This window comes from Streptomyces sp. NBC_00557 (assembly GCF_036345995.1).
GTDB lineage: Bacteria > Actinomycetota > Actinomycetes > Streptomycetales > Streptomycetaceae > Streptomyces.
In genome coordinates, this window is record NZ_CP107796.1 from 4,401,984 (window position 1) to 4,420,381 (window position 18,398).

Annotated in this window: 20 protein-coding genes; 10 read left to right on the plus strand and 10 right to left on the minus strand. The window is 71.6% G+C overall.

Annotated features, from left to right (window positions below):
- Positions 1-112: 112 nt before the first annotated feature.
- Complete coding sequence (locus OG956_RS18950; protein ID WP_330339151.1) at positions 113-925, minus strand: class I SAM-dependent methyltransferase; 813 nt, start codon at positions 923-925, stop codon at positions 113-115.
- A gap of 171 nt (positions 926-1,096) precedes the next feature.
- On the opposite strand from OG956_RS18950, the gene mshA reads away from it, so the two are divergent.
- The 3 genes from mshA (at position 1,097) to OG956_RS18965 (ending at position 4,693) form a co-directional block, all read left to right on the plus strand.
- A complete protein-coding gene (gene mshA / locus OG956_RS18955) occupies positions 1,097-2,434 on the plus strand; it encodes a D-inositol-3-phosphate glycosyltransferase (protein WP_330339152.1) in 1,338 nt (445 codons plus the stop codon).
- Positions 2,427-2,927, plus strand: a complete 501-nt coding sequence (locus tag OG956_RS18960; protein ID WP_330339153.1) for a YbjN domain-containing protein — start codon at positions 2,427-2,429, stop codon at positions 2,925-2,927. The genes mshA and OG956_RS18960 overlap by 8 nt, the downstream gene beginning before the upstream one ends.
- A gap of 104 nt (positions 2,928-3,031) precedes the next feature.
- Positions 3,032-4,693, plus strand: a complete 1,662-nt coding sequence (locus OG956_RS18965; RefSeq protein ID WP_330339154.1) for a glycosyl hydrolase family 28-related protein — start codon at positions 3,032-3,034, stop codon at positions 4,691-4,693.
- On the opposite strand, the gene OG956_RS18970 is transcribed toward OG956_RS18965, so the two are convergent.
- A complete protein-coding gene (locus tag OG956_RS18970; protein ID WP_330339155.1) occupies positions 4,672-5,469 on the minus strand; it encodes an AraC family transcriptional regulator in 798 nt (265 codons plus the stop codon). The two genes, OG956_RS18965 and OG956_RS18970, sit on opposite strands and share 22 nt — an antisense overlap.
- A 49-nt stretch (positions 5,470-5,518) precedes the next feature.
- Between OG956_RS18970 and OG956_RS18975 the strand changes: the two genes are divergently transcribed.
- Entirely contained in the window at positions 5,519-5,944 is a 426-nt protein-coding gene (locus tag OG956_RS18975) for a DUF2000 domain-containing protein (RefSeq protein ID WP_330339156.1), read from the plus strand.
- 20 nt (positions 5,945-5,964) lie between these two features.
- Here OG956_RS18975 and OG956_RS18980 read toward each other — a convergent pair whose 3' ends face one another.
- The gene (locus OG956_RS18980; RefSeq protein ID WP_330339157.1) at positions 5,965-6,438 is read right to left on the minus strand and encodes a carboxymuconolactone decarboxylase family protein; all 474 of its coding nucleotides are present in this window, start codon (positions 6,436-6,438) and stop codon (positions 5,965-5,967) included.
- A 476-nt stretch (positions 6,439-6,914) separates the two neighbouring features.
- Here OG956_RS18980 and OG956_RS18985 point away from each other — a divergent pair, with 476 nt between their 5' ends.
- A complete protein-coding gene (locus tag OG956_RS18985) occupies positions 6,915-7,157 on the plus strand; it encodes a hypothetical protein (protein WP_330339158.1) in 243 nt (80 codons plus the stop codon).
- A gap of 310 nt (positions 7,158-7,467) precedes the next feature.
- Here the strand turns inward: OG956_RS18985 and OG956_RS18990 are convergent, their stop codons facing one another.
- Complete coding sequence (locus OG956_RS18990; protein WP_330339159.1) at positions 7,468-8,733, minus strand: MDR family MFS transporter; 1,266 nt, start codon at positions 8,731-8,733, stop codon at positions 7,468-7,470.
- 193 nt (positions 8,734-8,926) lie between these two features.
- Between OG956_RS18990 and OG956_RS18995 the strand changes: the two genes are divergently transcribed.
- On the plus strand, positions 8,927-9,688 hold the full coding sequence (locus OG956_RS18995) for a phosphoglyceromutase (RefSeq protein ID WP_330339160.1): 762 nt from the start codon (positions 8,927-8,929) through the stop codon (positions 9,686-9,688).
- Between the two features lie 370 nt (positions 9,689-10,058).
- Here the strand turns inward: OG956_RS18995 and OG956_RS19000 are convergent, their stop codons facing one another.
- Together OG956_RS19000 and OG956_RS19005 are read right to left on the minus strand one after the other, a co-directional pair.
- Positions 10,059-10,451, minus strand: coding sequence for a hypothetical protein (locus tag OG956_RS19000; protein WP_330339161.1), 393 nt, complete (start codon positions 10,449-10,451; stop codon positions 10,059-10,061).
- Between the two features lie 91 nt (positions 10,452-10,542).
- Positions 10,543-11,064, minus strand: a complete 522-nt coding sequence (locus OG956_RS19005) for a hypothetical protein (RefSeq protein WP_330339162.1) — start codon at positions 11,062-11,064, stop codon at positions 10,543-10,545.
- Between the two features lie 676 nt (positions 11,065-11,740).
- Between OG956_RS19005 and OG956_RS19010 the strand changes: the two genes are divergently transcribed.
- Positions 11,741-11,914 carry a hypothetical protein gene (locus OG956_RS19010; RefSeq protein ID WP_330339163.1) on the plus strand — a complete coding sequence of 58 codons (174 nt, stop codon included), beginning with the start codon at positions 11,741-11,743 and terminating at the stop codon, positions 11,912-11,914.
- 34 nt (positions 11,915-11,948) lie between these two features.
- Here the strand turns inward: OG956_RS19010 and OG956_RS19015 are convergent, their stop codons facing one another.
- Positions 11,949-12,290: a ribosomal protein L7/L12 gene (locus tag OG956_RS19015; protein WP_330339164.1), complete on the minus strand. Its 342-nt coding sequence runs from the start codon at positions 12,288-12,290 to the stop codon at positions 11,949-11,951.
- 193 nt (positions 12,291-12,483) lie between these two features.
- Here OG956_RS19015 and OG956_RS19020 point away from each other — a divergent pair, with 193 nt between their 5' ends.
- A complete protein-coding gene (locus tag OG956_RS19020; RefSeq protein WP_330339165.1) occupies positions 12,484-14,010 on the plus strand; it encodes a hypothetical protein in 1,527 nt (508 codons plus the stop codon).
- A 79-nt stretch (positions 14,011-14,089) separates the two neighbouring features.
- Here the strand turns inward: OG956_RS19020 and OG956_RS19025 are convergent, their stop codons facing one another.
- Both OG956_RS19025 and phoU read right to left on the minus strand, forming a co-directional pair.
- Complete coding sequence (locus OG956_RS19025; protein WP_330339166.1) at positions 14,090-14,245, minus strand: hypothetical protein; 156 nt, start codon at positions 14,243-14,245, stop codon at positions 14,090-14,092.
- A 428-nt stretch (positions 14,246-14,673) separates the two neighbouring features.
- Positions 14,674-15,363, minus strand: a complete 690-nt coding sequence (phoU, locus tag OG956_RS19030) for a phosphate signaling complex protein PhoU (RefSeq protein ID WP_330339167.1) — start codon at positions 15,361-15,363, stop codon at positions 14,674-14,676.
- A gap of 180 nt (positions 15,364-15,543) precedes the next feature.
- On the opposite strand from phoU, the gene OG956_RS19035 reads away from it, so the two are divergent.
- Complete coding sequence (locus tag OG956_RS19035) at positions 15,544-16,803, plus strand: sensor histidine kinase (protein ID WP_330339168.1); 1,260 nt, start codon at positions 15,544-15,546, stop codon at positions 16,801-16,803.
- Entirely contained in the window at positions 16,800-17,480 is a 681-nt protein-coding gene (locus tag OG956_RS19040; RefSeq protein ID WP_030734890.1) for a response regulator transcription factor, read from the plus strand. The genes OG956_RS19035 and OG956_RS19040 overlap by 4 nt, the downstream gene beginning before the upstream one ends.
- Positions 17,481-17,573: 93 nt before the next feature.
- Here OG956_RS19040 and OG956_RS19045 read toward each other — a convergent pair whose 3' ends face one another.
- On the minus strand, positions 17,574-18,263 hold the full coding sequence (locus tag OG956_RS19045; RefSeq protein WP_330339169.1) for a DUF461 domain-containing protein: 690 nt from the start codon (positions 18,261-18,263) through the stop codon (positions 17,574-17,576).
- Positions 18,264-18,398: the final 135 nt, after the last annotated feature.

Consider the following 18,398-nt stretch of genomic DNA (forward strand, 5'->3'; position numbering starts at 1 on the left):
GAGGTCGGATGTGCTCTTCCCCCTGATGGCCGCCCCGGTCCGACGATCTCCCCGCCGATGTGACGAACGGCGCACGAGGTTCGTTCCCTCCCGCCGGCCCCGGACGGGTGATTCAGTTCCGGGGCGCCAACGCCTGCCACGCCACGGTCACTTCGCCCTGCCGCCAGCGGGCGGGGGAGTCCGTCACCGGCCAGTCGGCCGTCAGGTCCCGTACCGCGCGCATCCAGCGCTGGCGGGCGCCGTAGGCGGCGAAGGGCGCGGCGGCGGCCCAGGCGCGGTCGAAGTCCCGCAGGAAGGCGTGCACCGGCTCGCCGGGGACGTTGCGGTGGATCAGCGCCTTCGGCAGCCGCTCGGCGAGGTCCGAGGGCCGCTGAAGCGAGCCGAGCCGGGTGGCGAAGGTGACGGTCCGCGGCCCCTCCGGGCCGAGCGCCACCCACACGTGCCGCCGCCCGATCTCGTCGCACGTGCCCTCGACCAGCAGCCCGCCGCGCGAGCCGTCGCCGGCCGGGGCGAGCCGCGCGCACAGCCGCGCCCACACGGCGGCGACCTCGGCCTCGTCGTACTGGCGCAGCACGTTGGCGGCCCGGATGAGCACCGGCCGCCCGGGTACGGGCACCTCGAAGCCGCCGTGCCGGAAGGTCAGCCCCTCCCGTTCGTACGCCTTCGCCGCCGCGACCCGCGCCGGTTCGATCTCGATGCCGGTCACGCGGGTGCGGGGCGCGGCCGTCCGCAGCCGGCCGAGCAGTTCCACGGCGGTCCAGGGGGCGGCGCCGTAGCCGAGGTCGACGGCCAGGGGGGCCGCGGCGCGGCGCAGTTCGGCGCCGTGGGTGGCCGCGATCCAGCGGTCCATGCGGCGGAGCCGGTTGGGGTTGGTCGTCCCGCGCGTGATGGTTCCCACGGGCCGGCGGGAGGCGCGGGCTGTCATACGTACGAGAGTAGGCGGCCCGGCGCATCGAACGGTTGCTCGACCGACGGTAATGATTGGGTAAAGCGCCGTGATCGGGAAATGGCCCGGGGTCCCGGCACTGTTGGACCTGTTCGGAGGGCGAGGTCGGTCCTCCGTCCGGCATGCCCGCAGCAAGGAGAGGACCGCCACGTGAGCCAGTACGTCAGCAGGCTCGGGCGACGCTCCCCGTCGGCCGCGCCACGGCTCCGGCTGCACCGCAGGCCCCGCAGAGTCGCCATGCTCTCCGTGCACACCTCCCCGCTCCACCAGCCCGGCACCGGTGACGCCGGCGGCATGAACGTCTACATCGTGGAGCTGGCCCAGCGGCTGGCGGCGCACGGCATCGAGGTGGAGATCTTCACCCGTGCCACGGCCGGCGGACTGCCCCCCGCCGTCGACCTGGCCCCCGGTGTGCTGGTCCGGCACGTCGACGCCGGCCCCTACGAGGGCCTGGCCAAGGAGGACCTGCCGGCCCAGCTGTGCGCCTTCACGCACGGCGTGATGCAGGTCTGGGCCGGCCACCGCCCCGGCTACTACGACCTCGTCCACTCCCACTACTGGCTCTCCGGCCACGTCGGCTGGCTCGCCGCCCAGCGCTGGGGCGTCCCCCTGGTGCACGCCATGCACACCATGGCCAAGGTCAAGAACGCCAACCTGGCCGACGGCGACACCCCCGAGCCCGCCGCCCGCGTCATCGGCGAGACCCAGATCGTGGCCGCCGCCGACCGGCTCATCGCCAACACGGACGAGGAGGCCGGCGAGCTGGTACGGCACTACGCCGCCGACCCCGCGAAGGTCGCCGTCGTGCACCCGGGCGTCAACCTCGACCGCTTCCGCCCCGCCGACGGCCGCGCCGCGGCCCGCGCCCGCCTCGGCCTGCCCCAGGACGCCCTGATCCCGCTCTTCGCGGGCCGCATACAGCCCCTGAAGGCCCCGGACGTGTTGCTGCGGGCGGTGGCGGTGCTGCTGGACGAGCGCCCGGAACTACGCTCCCGCATCCTCGTCCCGGTCGTCGGCGGCCCGAGCGGCAGCGGGCTCGCCAAACCCGAGGGACTGCAGAAGCTCGCCGCACGGCTGGGCATCGCGGACGTCGTACGGTTCCGCCCGCCGGTCGGCCAGGAGCAGCTCGCGGACTGGTTCCGGGCCGCTTCCGTGCTGGTCATGCCGTCCTACAGCGAGTCCTTCGGGCTGGTGGCGATAGAGGCGCAGGCGACCGGCACGCCGGTGCTCGCGGCCTCGGTCGGCGGCCTGCCGGTGGCGGTGCGCGACGGCGACACCGGGTTCCTCGTCCGCGGCCACGATCCCGCCGACTACGCGCGCGTGCTGCGCCGTTTCGCCGACGAGCCGGACCTGGCCGCCCGGATGGGCCGCGCCGCCGCCCGGCACGCGCAGTGCTTCGGCTGGGACCGGGCCGCCGTCGAGACCGCGGACGTCTACACGGCCGCGACCCAGGCCCACCGCCGTCGCGTACGCTCCCACCATGGGTGATGTCGAGAAGGCCGGACAGGTCCTGGAAGGCGTCCTGAAGGACGCCGAGCTGGAGTGGGAGAGCCCCGAGCCCGGAAACTACGTGGTCAAGCTGCCCGGCACCCGCAAGCTGTCCACGACGGTCTCCTTCCTCGTCGGCCGCCACTCCCTGTCGCTGAACGCGTTCGTCATCCGGCACCCCGACGAGAACGAGGCGGGCGTCCACCGCTGGCTCCTGGAGCGCAACCTCAAGCTGTACGGCGTCAGTTACGCCGTCGACCGCCTCGGCGACATCTACGTCACCGCGCGCCTGCCGCTCGCCGCTGTCACCCCCGACGAGATCGACCGCCTCCTCGGACAGGTCCTCGAAGCGGCCGACGGCGCCTTCAACACGCTCCTGGAACTGGGCTTCGCCTCCTCCATCCGCAAGGAGTACGCCTGGCGGGTGTCCAGGGGGGAGTCCACGCGCAACCTGGACGCGTTCAAGCACCTGATCGAGCGCCCGACCGACTGACGTATCGCACGACCCCTTCCCACCACCCGTAGGGAGTGGCATGCTCACGGCCAACGCATTCCTGAACGTCGTTCATATTCGTGAATACGAAGAGGCGGGTGGACATGAGCGGCACACACCTCACGAGACGGACCCTGCTGACCGCGGCCACGGCCGTGGCGCTCGGCGCGACCACCACGGCCAGGGCGGCGGCCGCCGATCGGCCCCAAGTACCGCAGATCTGGGGCGAGTTCATCCGCTCGCCCTTCACCCACCCGCAGATCCCCTACGTCGGACGCGCCGGCTGCCGCGGCGGAGCACCCGGCCTGCCCCGCCCCCGCCACTTCGCCGACGCCACCGAGTACGGCGCCGTCCCCGACGGCACCACCGACTCGGCGCCCGCGATCAACCGTGCCCTCGCCGCCGCCGGAAGGGCCGGCGGGGGCACGGTCACCCTCCCGCCCGGCACCTTCCGCATCGACGACCTGATCCGCATCGGCGACTCGGGCGTCGTCCTGCGCGGCGCCGGCAGCGGCCGTACCACCCTGTACGCGACCAGGAACCTCACCGAGCTGATCGGCGTGTACGGCTCCCGCTACGGCGGCGACAAGTCGTCCTGGTCCTGGGCGGGCGGGCTCATATGGCTCGCCCCGAAGGCTCGCTGGGACGCGCTCGTGGCCGCGATCCGGTCCCGGGCCTGGCCCTTCGAGGGCTGGACCGGCAACAAGCGGGACGAGTGGACGGCGCTGACGGCGGTGGAACCCGCCACCCGGGGAGCGTGGACGGTCACCGTCGCCGATCCCGGGGGGCTGCACCCCGGCCGGCTCGTCCTCCTCCGGCTCGCCGACGACGAGGCGCACACCCTGCTGCAGCACATGGCGGGCGGCGGCCCGGGCCCGGCGTCGTACTCCTGGGACGACAAGACCAAGCTGCTGTCGTACGTCCCCTACGAATGGCCGGTCCGCATCACCCGCGTCCGGGGCCGCAGGATCACCCTCGAACGCCCCCTCCCGCTCGACCTCCGCCCCGAGTGGCAGCCCCGGTTCACCACCCACGTCCCCGAACTGACCGGATCGGGCGTCGAGGGCCTCACCCTGCGGGCGGTGCTCACCCCGCAGTCCCCGCACCTGCTCGACAAGGGCTACAACGGGGTCGTCCTGCAGTGCGCCTACGACTGCTGGGTGGACGACGTCACGGTGACCGACGTGGACAACGGCTTCGGCCTGGTCGCCGCCTCCGCCTGCACCCTGCGCCGCACCCGGGTGGCCGGCCGGGGCTCGCACCACCCGTACTTCTGCCGCGAGGGCTCCCACGACAACCTGATCGAGGACTTCACCCTCGAGCAGCGCACCGTCCCGGCCCCGCCCGGCACCCAGCTGCACGGCATCAACGTCGAGGGACTGTCCTCGCACAACGTGTGGTCACGCGGCCGGATGGAGATGGGCACCTTCGACAGCCACCGCGGCCTGCCCTTCGCGAACATCCGCACCGACATCACCGTGAACAACAACGGCCGGCACGGCGGGGACGCCAGCGCGGGGCCCCTCTTCGGCGCCCGCTTCACCCACTGGAACATCAGGGTCACCAACGGCCGCGCCGGCCTGATGAAGATCGACGCCCTGGCGCCCTGCTCCGCCACCGTCGGCCTCAACACGGTCACCGAGTTCGACCAGACCGACGTCCCCGACTTCAGCGGGGACCTGCACTCCCGGCTGGAGCTGTACGGCACCACGGACGCCGTACGCCCGCGCAACCTGTACGAGGCTCAGCGGGAACTGACCCGATAGCGGCCCGGCGTCACCCCGACCAGCTTCCTGAAGTGCCGGGTGAGATGGGCCTGGTCGTAGAAACCGGCGGCCGCGGCCACCTCGCCCGGCGCCAGCCCGTCCAGCAGCAGACGCCGGGCGCGCCCCACCCTGAGGGACATCAGGTACTGGTGCGGGGCGATGCCGTAGGCGCCGCTGAACGCCCGCACCAGGTGGGCGGGGTGGGCGTGCAGCACACGCGCCGCCTCCTGCAGCGACAGGCCCTCGACCACCCGGGCGTCCAGCAGCTCCCGCAGCCGCCGGCCGAGAACCGGGTCCGGACGGTGCCGGGGCGGGTCCGTGCGGCGCCGCAGATGGTCCCGCAGCCGCTCCCCGACGAGCGTCAGCCGGCTCTCCGCCTCCAGCTCGTCGCCGGACCGGGCCAGCGCCGCGTGCAGCTGCCCCACGCGCCGCCGCAGCACCGGATCCCGCAGATCCGGCGTGTCGACGGCGGGCCCGATCAGATCGTCGCCGAGCCGGCTGCCGTCCAGGTACACGACCCGCTTGCGGAAGCCGTCCGGGGTGGCCGGGGAGCCGTTGTGCGGCACATGCGGCGGCAGCAGCGTGACGGTGTCGTGCGGAGTGCCGTGCTCGTGCCGGTCCAGGTCGTACCGTACGGCGCCGTCGTCCACGATCAGCAGCGTCCAGGCGTCGTGGACGTGCATCGGATAGGCGTACTCGGTGAAGCGGGCGTGGAAGACCTCCGTGACGCCCGGAACGCGGGGGCGCCACGCGCTGACTTCCTGCCGGGCGGCCACGCAAAGAACGTACAAGACCGGGCCGTACGACGCCCGGCAGTCTCATTCCATGAGCGCTGAACCCATCCGTTTCGACACGAAGATCGCCGTGCTGCTGCGCGAGGACCTGGAGCCCTGGCAGCGGCTCAACGTCACCGCGTTCCTGGTCAGCGGCCTCGGCACCCGGGTCCCCGAGGTGATCGGCGAGCCGTACGAGGACGCGGACGGCGTCGGCTACCTGCCCATGTTCCGCCAGCCGGTGCTGGTCCTGGAGGGCTCCAAGGAGACCCTGAGGGCGGCCCACGAGCGGGTGCTGCGCCGCGCCCTGCCCCGGGCGGTGTTCACGGCCGACCTGTTCGCCACGGGCCACGACGGCGCCAACCGCGCGGCCGTGCGGGCCGTACCGACCGCGGACCTGGACCTGGTGGGTCTCGCGGTGTACGGCCCGCGGGGCGGGGTGGACAAGGCGCTGAAGGGGGCGCGGATGCATCCCTGAGGCCCTGGTTTCTTTCTGCCTCAGTCGAACATGCCGGGCTGGTAGTCGCCGGCGGGCTGCTGGACGATGACGTTGAGGCGGTTGTAGGCGTTGATCAGGGCGATCAGCGCGACCAGCGCGGCGAGCTGCTCCTCGTCGTAGTGCTTGGCGGCGTTCGCCCACACCTCGTCCGGGACGCCGCCGGCCGCGTCGGCGATCCGGGTGCCCTGCTCCGTCAGCTCCAGCGCGGCCCGCTCGGCGTCGCTGAACACCTTGGCCTCCCGCCAGGCGGCGACCAGGTGCAGCCGCTGGGCCGTCTCCCCGGCGGCGGCCGCGTCCTTGGTGTGCATGTCGGTGCAGAACCCGCAGCCGTTGATCTGGCTGGCCCGGATCTTCACCAGCTCCTGCGTCGCGGCCGGCAGGGAGGAGTCCGAGACGACCTTGCCCGCCGAGTTGACGTACCTGAGGAACTTGCCGGCGACCGGGTTGCCGAAGAGGTTCAGCCGAGCGTCCATGGTGTGCTCCTTTTGTGGTTTCCCTTGTGCTTTCCGATGGCTGCACCTCCTTGACGGATCGCTCCGGACGGATGTGACGGGGCGGGTGTGTGACCTGGACCACTGTGCTGCCGGCGGCGACCGCCCCTCGCACTGCCCTGTGAACGGAATCTGCACAGGGCGTACGCAACCCCGGGGTGAGCGGGTTCGGTTGGTGGGGAGTTGTCCCGGTCGGCGCGGCGGTGGCAAGAGTTGTGGGCCGCCTGTGCGGCGCGGGGTGTGGAGGATTTGGCCCCAACACGTGACCGTACGTGCACGGATGCGTCGTCCGGCGCCGCAACTGGGCCGGTGGAAGCGGTGGTTGGGTGGATGCCCGGCACGCTCCGTGGTTTGATCGCTCGCACCGACGGGATCGCGCCAGGTGTCCGGAAAGGACGGCGCGTGCCCACGGTCGCGGCCCCAACGTCAGTCCCCGGCGGGCCGCTTCCCCTTGGACCATGTGGACCATCCATGCGAAGGGCAGTTTCCTCATGAACGCCGCTCACCAGATCCAGACCGCCGAGATCGCCGACGCCGACCTCGACGCCGTCTCCGGCGGCCTGGCCCCCCAGGCCAGCATCACCGCCGACTCCACGACCCTGAGCACCGCCGACGCCCTGTCCCAGCTCGGCGCCGTCCAGGGCGAGGTCCTGGGCGCCCTCAGCCAGCCCCACCAGATCGGCGTCAACCTCGCGTTCTGATCCGGACACCACCGCCCCCCGCCGGGATTCCGGCGGGGGGCGGTGGTGCGTGGACGGGGTGATGGGTGCCCGCCCCCTCCCCCCCCCCGCATCCCAGCCTTTCGGGCGCCCAGGCTCGCAAGCCCCAGCTCCCGGGCCCCGAGCCCGCAGGCTCCAACCCCTCGCGCACCCGGACTCGTACTCCGACCCCTCGCGCACCCGGGCCCGCAGGCCCCATCCCTGACCTGCTCGAGCCGCCCCGGCCCCCTGGCGGAAGCCCCCCGCCTGAGCTCCTTCCCGCTTAAGCGCCGCAGGCCCCCGCCCTGGCCCCTCACGCCGTGCTGGTCTCGGTCTCGGCGCCCTCGGTGTCCGTCCGCGGGCTCGCCGCGGCCGCAGTCTCCTTCGCCGGCCCGCGCATGAGCAGCGCGTACCCCAGCCCGGCGATGGTCCCGATCGCCGCACACATGCCCCACAGCCACGGCGCGCCCCAGCGGTCGATGACCGCGCCGGACATCAGCGGGGCGACCAGCGCGGCGACGGACCAGGACAGCGTGTACACGCCCTGGTAGCGGCCGCGCCCGTGGACCGGGGAGAGCCGGACGACGAGGCCGGTCTGGGTCGGGGCGTTGACGATCTCGGCGAGGGTCCACACGCACACGGTGACCATGAAGACGCCGACCGAGCCGGCGAACGCGGTGAGCCCGAAGCCGTACCCGGCGAGCAGCGAGGAGACGACCAGCAGGGTGCACGGGTCGCGGTGCTCGATGACCCGGGTGACCGGGATCTGCAGGGCGACGATCAGGATGCCGTTGACGGCGACGGCGAGGCCGTAGTCGGCGGGCGAGAACCCGGCCCGGCCCATGGCCACCGGCAGCCCCACGGAGCCTTGCTGGAAGACCAGCGCGGCCAGGAACGACAGCCCGACGACGGCCATGTACCGCCCGTCGCGCAGCACGGTGCCGAGCCCGATGCCGGCCTCCGCCTGCCGGGCCGTGGCGGTGGGCCGGGACTCGGGCAGCCTGAGGAAGACGACGACCGCGCAGACGGCGGTCATCCCGGCCTCGATCAGGAACCCGGCGAGATAGCTGTACTCGGCGATGAACCCGGCGGCCATGGAGGAGACGGCGAAGCCGAGGTTGATGGCCCAGTAGTTGAGGGAGAAGGCGCGGACGCGGTCCTCGGGCCGGACGATGTCGGCCATCATCGCCTGCACGGCGGGCCGGGAGGCGTTGGAGGCCATGCCGACCAGGAAGGCGACGGCGGCGATGGCGACCGGGTCGGTCATGAACCCGAGGAGCGCGACGGACGCGGCGGTGGCCGACTGGGCGACGAGCAGCGTGGGCCGCCGTCCCAGCCGGTCGGCCATCACGCCGCCGGCGAGGGAGGAGACGACGCCGCCGAGCCCGTGCAGCGAGGCGACGAGACCGGCGTACGACGCCGAGTAGCCGCGGTCGAGCGTGAGGTAGAGGGCCATGAAGGTGGCCACGAAGGCGCCGAGCCGGTTGATCAGGGTGCTGGTCCACAGCCACCAGAACTCGCGGGGGAGTCCGGAGACGGTCTCCCGGGCGGCACGTCTCAGACGGGCGACGGCGGACATGACAAGACCCCCCATGGATCGGCGGACACCCGGTCCGGGCGCCGTAAGCAGGCCGGACAGTAAGTGGCTCAAGCGGTAAGCACACCTTACATACGCGGCCGTTCGCCGGCCACCCGATTAACAGACGCCGCCGGCGGTCCACCCACCGGTCGTCCGGGACGACGCCCCGAACGCGTGGATTACGCTCTGACCCATGGCCGACGCACCGTACAAGCTGATCCTCCTCCGCCACGGCGAGAGCGAGTGGAACGCGAAGAACCTGTTCACCGGCTGGGTGGACGTCAACCTGAACGAGAAGGGCGAGAAGGAGGCGGTCCGCGGTGGCGAGCTCCTGAAGGACGCCGACCTTCTCCCGGACGTGGTCCACACGTCCCTCCAGAAGCGCGCGATCCGCACGGCCCAGCTGGCCCTCGAGGCCGCGGACCGCCACTGGATCCCGGTCCACCGCAGCTGGCGCCTGAACGAGCGCCACTACGGCGCCCTCCAGGGCAAGGACAAGGCGGCCACGCTGGCCGAGTTCGGCGAGGAGCAGTTCATGCTCTGGCGCCGCTCCTACGACACCCCGCCGCCGCCGCTCGCCGAGGACTCGGAGTTCTCCCAGTTCGACGACCCGCGCTACGCCACGCTCCCGCCGGAGCTGCGCCCGAGGACGGAGTGCCTGAAGGACGTCGTCCACCGGATGCTGCCGTACTGGTTCGACGCGATCATCCCGGACCTCCTGACCGGCCGCACCGTCCTGATCGCCGCCCACGGCAACTCGCTGCGCGCCCTGGTCAAGCACCTGGACGGCATCTCCGACGCCGACATCGCGGGCCTGAACATCCCGACCGGCATCCCGCTCTACTACGAACTCGACGCCGACTTCAAGCCGACCACCCCCGGCGGCAAGTACCTCGACCCCGAGGCGGCCGCGGCGGCCATCGAGGCGGTCAAGAACCAGGGCAAGAAGAAGTAAGCTCACACGAACAAGCCCCCCACCTGCTGTTTCATGGCAGATGAGGGGCTTGTCGGCATCCTGGGGCCGTCAGGCGCGTCGGCGCCAGCGGCGAATGCGGACGTTGAAGATGATCAGCAAGGCCGTCGGGATGGCGATCCTGGCGGGCGCGTTGGCCCACAGGCTGGGGTGCGTCGTGGCTGGGGCGGTCGGCTCCGCGGCTTTACGGAGCCGCTTTGGCGCGAGCCTCGAAGATCATGGCCCCAACGTCGTGCTTTACCGGGCAGGTCCACTACCTGCCCGACGCGCTGCAAGCTTACGGGGCCATATCACTCGCGCCAAGGCAGCGCCACCCCAAAGCCGCTACGCCGACCTGAGCGTCACGAGGCCGTTACCGCTCACCCCCGCCGGAGGAACGGGGACTGCGGCCGGATCCGCCGACGGATTCGTGACTGCCGCCTCTCTGGGGGGCCGCGTGGTGGTTCAGCACCTTCATGATCTCCGAGGCCAGCACATCCGCCAAAGCAGGCGCGAGAGATTCCGCCAACGCGGTCGCGAGCATCTGCGCGAGCAGCACCCGTTCCAGTTCCGAGGAACGGGAAGGCGGCCGGGAAAGCAACGCCGTAGCCGCTTCCATCAGGGCTCCCGCCAGTGGGTCCTTTCCGTGCTTGACACCGGTGCCGGTGTGGGGGATTCCGGCATCGCGCACCATTTCCTCGAAGATTTCGTCGACGAAGGCCCCCAAGGGATCCCGTTCGGATTTGTCGCCGGACTCAGCTGCCATTGTGTTTCCTCAGGTCTTCGGTTGCCGTACGGGACCTGCCCCCCGATGCCGACGACTGCCGGGATCGGGGGGCAGAGTGTCGCTTTTCCTGTCAGCGACGCATGAGCGCCGCAAGGAGGAGAGGATGCTGGATCAGAGACTCACCGCGCTCCTCGCGGCGACGGCGCATGAGTGCGGCGAGGAGAAGCGGGTGCTCGATGATCGACTCCTCACCGCGCTCCTCACGCCGACGGCGCATGAGTGCGGCGAGCAGGAGCGGGTGCTCGATGATCGACTCCTCACCGCGCTCCTCACGCCGACGGCGCATGAGTGCGGCGAGGAGAAGCGGGTGCTCGATGATCGACTCCTCGCCACCCTCCTCGCGGCGACGGCGCATGAGTGCGGCGAGCAGGAGCGGGTGCTCGATGATCGACTCCTCACCGCGCTCCTCACGCCGACGGCGCGCGAGTGCGGCGAGGAGAAGCGGGTGCTCGATGATCGACTCCTCACCGCGCTCCTCACGCCGGGACAGCAAGGCTGCCAGCAGAAGCGGGCCGAAGGCGGATTCCTCGCCGATCTCTTCCTGGCCTACCTCGGCCTTTTCACGAGTGGGAGTCTCCGTCGCTGCCGTCATGGTTTCCTCTTTCCTTCACGCATGACTCGGCGGAGTGCTCAGCTGACACAAGACAGGCCTCGCGCTCCGCCCTTCAGCGCCATCGTCGAGGTGCGCGACGCCGACCGCATTTCGATCATGCTCCATGTGGCCGCAGGATTCGCGACACTCGCGCCGGTCGAGAGCACGGGTTACCTGGCGCAGCATCTCCGTCCCGCTTGGGGGATCCCGGTTGCGGCACCTTCAGGCTCTTGTGGTCACTTCCGACATGGATATCCGGTGCCATGTCCGTGCCAGATCGTGCGGGGAACCGCAGGGAACGCCGGGAGGCGGGTAATCGGTCATCTCGGTCACGTCCGCTTGCTCCTATGTCAAGCGGCCGCCGCAGCGGCCCCTGCTCGAGCGTCGACCCTGTCGGTTCTTGTGACCTGCAGTAAGGAAGACCGCTGTCTCGGCCCACGACATCGCCCGCGTCGGTTGAGTCGTCAAGCGCATCGGAGAGGTCGATGCGATCGGTTTCTCCGTCGGCGGGGGCCTGTGCACCGACAGGCGGCCCACCCAGGTCGGCTTCTTCGGTTCTTCCGGGGACTGAGCCTCACGGGCGAGGGCCGCACCGGCGCAGCACTGCCACTCCTCGAAGGCCCGCCATGATTCTGCTCCTCCAGGGCACTCGGACGGTGAGCGTGGAGGTGTTGAGATGAGTGCCGGAGAAAAGGCCAAAGCGACAGCCGAGCAGGTTGTAGGAAAGGCCGTGCGAACGCTTGCTCACGCGGTGCACAAGGATGATCTCGCGGCCAAGGGTGCCGCCCTCGAAGCGCGGGGCAGGATGCGGGGAGCGAAGGAAGAGGCCAAGGGGTCCTTCAAGCGCTGAAATACGTCACCCCACACGACCCCGTGCGGCAGTGTCAGGTGCCGGGCTTCGTGCTGCGGCTGGGTTCGACTCCGCGAGCTGCTTGGTCGTGCCGTCCCTCGGCAGGACCGGACAGGTGCGGTTGCGTCCGCTGCCCCAGCTCCGCCTGTCCTCCCGCCTCGCGGAGAGCCGCGACCGCGCTCTCGGCGGCCTCCTCCGGTAGGCGATCCAGGATCACGACCGGGGCTTGATCCACCAGAGCCTTGCTGCGCCAGAGGCTCAGCCCGGTCAGCCGGCGTACGACCCGGACCACGTCGAGCGGACGGCCACCGGGATGGACGAGCACCACGTCGCGGGGCACCTCGGCACAGACGAACGCGACGTCCATGACCGTCATCCCCGTTGCCCTCCCCGCGTCCGCTCAGGGGCGTACGCGCCCCAGCCGCCGCAGGCGCCGTGTGCCGCAGGAATGACCCGCCCGCGCTCACCCAGTGTGCCGGACCTCGTGCATGCCCAGTGGCAGCGCCCAGAACAAGCTGTCGCCCGTGCGCTACCGTGGCTCGCTTGTGTCGCGCACCTAGGGGGGTTTGATGCGACGAACCACGACAGTGGCGAGTGCCGTCACCGTACTCGTACCGCTTCTGCTGGCCGGAGCCCCGGCCGCGTCCGCCGCGGGCAAGGGCTCGCTCACCGTCACGACGCTGGACCGCGGCGGCAAGCCGGTGTACGCCCAAGTGGCCGTCTACAACACGAAGACGAACGACTTCCGCTACATCGAGAGCAACAAGGCGGCCTCGCTGCCCAACGGCAGCTACGAACTCGTCACCTCCTTCACCGACGCCGCGGGCGGGCATGCCACCGTCGGCGGGCACAGCGTGACGGTCTCCGGGGCCACGAAGACCACGTTCGACGCCCGCCAGGGCCGCCCGGTCAACGTCTCGCTCAGCCCCGGTCCGGGCAGCGGGTACGACCACACGGTCAGCGCGTACGTCTGCGCCGCCGACAACGGACCCGCCAGCATGGGGATTTCGGCGGAAGCCGGCGACCTGTACGTCATCCCGTCCAGCAGCAAGGCGTACGAGCTGTCGTACGGCACCGCCTACCAGCCCCGCTCGACCACCGGGGGCGACTTCTGGCTGGCGTCCGCCACCCACAAGGGCGGTGTGCCGTCCGGGGTGTCCGCGACGCTCAAGCAGTCCGGGCTCACCACCCTGAAGGTGTCCGCCCGTTCGGGCCCCGACAGCGGACAGGCGATGTTCTCGTTCGACTACTCGTCGGACGGCGACAGCTGCTCGTGGGGCCCGAACACGCTGCAGTTCCAGCGTGACCTGCCCAACTCCTTCAGCGCCCACCTCCCGCCCGGACAGTGGAGCGTCGGCCAGCACGGCCACGACTTCGCCTACGACGGGGCCCACACCTACGCGGCCGGCAAGACGACCTCGCTGCCCCTTGGCCGCGCGGTCTGGGGACCCGGCGGGCGGCTGCCCAACACCTGGTACAAGCAGCTGTACTTCGGGTCCATCAACCCGTTCGCCGACCCGACCCTCCCCGCGGGCGGGATCCTGGCCGGCGGTTCCGTCAAGCTGACCCACGCGGGCAGGACGCTGTACTCGCACACCTACAGCCCCTCGCAGGAGATCGACGCGCACCCCGTGATCCCCGGTGCCGGCTGGTACACGCTCACCCAGACCGGCCACCGCAGCCTGCCGTCCGGCTCGCTGTCGACCACGTCCAGCCTCAGCCTGCACTTCTACGCGGACCCCGCCAAGAACCAGCAGATCCGGGACTACATCACCCGCTTCTCGCCCGGCGCGCTCGACAGCAGGAACCAGGCGGCCCCCGGTTCCACCACGACCGTCGTCCTCGGCATGCAGCGCAACGGCACGGACGACAGCACGGTGCAGCAGCTGCCCGACGCGGTGAAGTCGGTGCAGGCCTGGTACACCACCGACAACGGCGCGACCTGGCATGCCGCCGCCGTGAAGCTGTCCGGCGGCAAGTGGACCATGGCCGTCCACAACCCGGCCTCGGGTCGCGTCGGTCTGCGCTCCACGGTCACGGACACCCACGGCGACAGCTCGACGACCACGGTGTACAACGCCTACGCCGTGAGCTGACGGGCGGTGAGGCGTAGGCGTATCCACGCAGGGCCGGTGTGAACGAGGTCATACCGGCCCTACGAGGTCGTACCGCCCCTCAGCCGCACCTGCAGGGGCCGCCCGACTGGCACCCGCACCCGCAGCCCGAGCCGCAGCCGCAGGCGGCTATCAGCGGAAGGCTCCTGGTCTCGGCGGGCTGGTCGGTCTCGCGCTCCCGCGTGGGGTCGGGCGTGGTGCCGGGGGATTCGGCCATGGGTCCCTCCTAAACACTGGGGCAGGGATGCCCTCGCCCATTGCATGCCCGTTTCCCTGGGCGCATCAACGGCGCACGGAGGCGCCCCCGCGCCCCGCACCCCACGCACCGCACCACGGAGCCGCCCCCGCCGTCGGCCGCGGCCCCCCTCGGCCGCAGACGCTCCGGCCCAGGCCCCCTGCCGTCGGCCGGAGACGCCCCAGCCACGGGCACCGCGCCGTCGGCTCTCGGCCGTCGGCGCCTCGGCCACAAGCCCCCCGGCCGCAGGCGCCGCGCCCTCGGCCGGAGACGCTCCGGCCACGGGCGCCGCGCCGTCGGCCGCAGACGCCCCGCCGTCGGCAGAGGCCCCTCGGCCGCAGGCGCCCGCCCTCGGCCGAGGGCCCCCGGGTCAGCAAGAACCCCGCCCCCCGGCTCACGCCCCCAGGGGCTTACGCGCCCTCGACGCCCGTCACCGGCTGGATGTCCGGCTGGAGATCGTCCGCGTGCTCGCCCGTGACCAGGTAGACGACCCGCTTGGCGACGGCCACGGCGTGGTCGGCGTACCGCTCGTAGTAGCGGCCCAGCAGGGTGACGTCCACCGCCGTCTCGATGCCGTGCCTCCAGCGCTCGTCGATCAGGTGCTGGAACAGCGTGCGGTGCAGCAGGTCCATCTCGTCGTCGTCCTGCTCCAGCTGCAGCGCGAGGTCGACGTCCTTGGTGATGATCACCTCGGCGGCCTTGGCCATCAGGCGCTGCGCGAGCTGGCCCATCTCCAGGATCGTGGCGTGCAGGTCGTTCGGCACCGCGCGCTCGGGGAAGCGCAGCCGGGCCAGCTTCGCCACGTGCTGGGCGAGGTCGCCGGACCGCTCCAGGTCGGCGGACATGCGCAGCGAGGTGACGACGATCCGCAGGTCGGTCGCCACCGGCTGCTGCCGGGCGAGCAGGGCTATGGCCCGTGCCTCCAGGTCGTGCTGGAGTTCGTCGACCTTCTGGTCCGCCTCGATCACGCTCTCGGCCAGCTTCAGGTCGGCGTCCAGGATGGCGGTGGTGGCGCGCCCGATCGCCGACCCGACCAGCCGGGCCATCTCCACCAGACCGTCGCCGATCGAGTCCAGTTCCTCGTGGTACGCGTCCCGCATCAGGGTTCCCTCTCATAGGTGTGCTTGGTCCCCACGCTCCCACGTTCTGCCCCGCACGCGTCCGTTTCCGCCACCCCAAATGAACCATTACTGGCCCCAAGGTGAACTCTGGGCGACGAGTGTCCGAGGTCCCGCATCGGAGGCTGGGGGGATGTCACAGGGCCTGCTTAACCTGGAGGCATGGACGTGAACGCGGCGGTCGCCGCAGCGGCAGCGATCGCCGGGGTGCTCACCGGCGTCATCGCCATGCTGGCGTTCCGTTGGAGCGAACGCGACCAGAAGCGACCGACCAGGACTTCCTTGCACACCGACCCCGTACTCCCGCCGGGCGTGGACACCGTGCTGTCCGTGCTCCGTTCCTCGGCCGTCGTCCTCGACGAGGCCGACGCCGTCGTCAAGGCCAGCTCCGCCGCCTACGCCCTCGGGCTGGTCCGCGGCGGCAAGCTCGCCGTCGAGCCCATGCTCCAGATGGCCAGGGACACCAGACGCGACGGCGAGATACGGCAGGTCGAGCTGGACCTGCCCCGGCGCGGCACCGGACGCGGAGAGGCCCTCGCCGTCTCCGCGCGCGTGGCCCCGCTCGGCTCCCGCCTGGTCCTGCTGCTGGTCGAGGACCTGACCGAGGCCAGGAGGATCGAGGCCGTACGACGCGACTTCGTGGCGAACGTCAGCCATGAGCTGAAGACGCCGGTCGGCGCGCTCTCCCTCCTCTCCGAGGCCGTCATGGACGCCTCCGACGACCCCGAGGCCGTACAGCGCTTCGCGGGCCGGATGCAGATCGAGGCGACCCGCCTGACCAACCTGGTCCAGGAGCTGATCGACCTCTCCCGGGTGCAGAACGACGACCCGCTGGAGGACGCCGAGCCCGTCCGCGTGGACGAGCTGGTCGCCGAGGCCATCGACCGCTGCCGGCACCAGGCCGGCACCAAGCAGATCACCATCGCCGCAGGGGGGACGGCCGATCTGCACGTCTGGGGCAACCGCGGCCAGCTCGCCGCCGCCCTCGGCAACCTGGTCGAGAACGCCGTGAACTACTCCCCGGCCCGCACCCGCGTCGGCATCGCCGCCCGCAGGGTCAGTGCACCCGGCGGCGACATGATCGAGCTCGCCGTGACGGACCAGGGCATCGGCATCTCCGACAAGGACAAGGAGCGCATCTTCGAGCGCTTCTACCGCGTCGACCCCGCCCGCTCCCGGCAGACCGGAGGCACCGGGCTGGGGCTCGCGATCGTCAAGCACGTGGTCGCCTCGCACGGCGGGGAGGTCACGGTCTGGAGCGCCGAAGGCCAGGGCTCCACGTTCACCCTCAGGCTGCCGGAGGCGGGTGCGGCCCGCGACCGCGCACAGCAGCACCCCGACCTCGACGACGATGACGAGGCCGGCGGCGCCCCCGACCCATCCCCGTACGAACCGCTTCCCGCCCCGGAGGTCCTTCCGTGACCCGAGTGCTCGTCGTCGAGGACGAGGAGTCCTTCTCCGACGCCCTGTCGTACATGCTCCGCAAGGAGGGCTTCGAGGTCGCCGTGGCGGCCACGGGCCCCGACGGACTCGACGAGTTCGAGCGCAACGGCGCCGACCTCGTCCTCCTCGACCTGATGCTGCCGGGCCTGCCCGGCACGGAGGTGTGCCGCCAGCTGCGCGGCCGCTCCAACGTCCCCGTGATCATGGTGACGGCCAAGGACAGCGAGATCGACAAGGTCGTCGGCCTCGAGATAGGGGCCGACGACTACGTCACCAAGCCCTTCTCCTCGCGTGAGCTGGTCGCCCGCATCCGCGCCGTGCTGCGCCGCCGCGGCGAGCCGGAGGAGGTCGCCCCGGCCGCGCTGGAGGCCGGTCCGGTCCGCATGGACGTCGACCGCCACGTGGTCACGGTCGGCGGCTCCAAGGTCGACCTGCCGCTGAAGGAGTTCGACCTGCTGGAGATGCTCCTGCGCAACGCCGGCCGCGTCCTGACCCGCATGCAGCTCATCGACCGTGTCTGGGGCGCCGACTACGTGGGCGACACCAAGACCCTGGACGTCCACGTCAAGCGCCTCCGCGCCAAGATCGAGCCCGACCCGGGCGCGCCGCGTTACCTGGTGACGGTCCGGGGGCTGGGATACAAGTTCGAGCCGTAAACCGACCGGACACAGCGGTACGACGAAGGGCGGCACCCCCTGGTGGGGTGCCGCCCTCGTGCGTACGGCGTGCTCAGCGGGCCGTACCGCCGCTCACTGGCCGGCGGCCGACTGGGACGCGGAGTCGCTCGGGGTCGCGCCGGCGCCCGCCGTCGCGGTGTCGCTCGCGGTCGCCGACGGGGTGGCCTTGCCCTTGCCGTGCCTGGCCGGCTTGGTGCTGCCGGAGGCGGTGGCGCCCGGGGCGGGGGAGGCCGTCGCCGGGGTGGACGGGATCTGGCTCGGGCCCCACTTGTCGAAGTAGCTGGTGGCCGGCACCACGAAGGCGCGCAGGCTCACGGCGCCGGTCTTGCTGAACGTGAAGGTGATCTTCTGGGCGTTGCCGTCCTGGACCGACTCGCGTCCGCCCGGCAGCTCGGCGGAGGCGTTCCCCTTGCCGCCGAGGATCAGCGAGCCGTGCGCCGGGACGGTCAGGCTGCCGCCCTTGGCCGGGGTCAGCTTCACGGTGCCGGTGCCGCCGGCGATGGAGACGGACTGCAGGGTCTCGTTCGTGCTGCCCGTGTTGAAGAGGGTCGCGGAGATCACGGCGGGACCCGTCGACTTCAGGTCGGGCTGGGTGATGACCAGGGCGTTCTGCACCTTGATGTTGCCGACCGTGGTCGCGGCGTTGTCCGGCTTGATCTCCAGGGTCTGCGAGTTGGTGCCGGCGCCACAGGCGGCGAGCGAGGCGATCGAGAAGACGATGGCGGAGGCGGCGAGGGCGCCGCGTCGAAGGCTGCTGCTCACGGCGGCGGCAACTCCTTGAACGCGCGGGCGGCTCCCCTTATAAAGCCGCCCTAAGGATCTGTCAGCGGCCTTAGGTTACCGAGCCGTTCCCGGCCCGCCGCACCCGACCCTCCCCGAGCGCCCCCCGACCCTCCG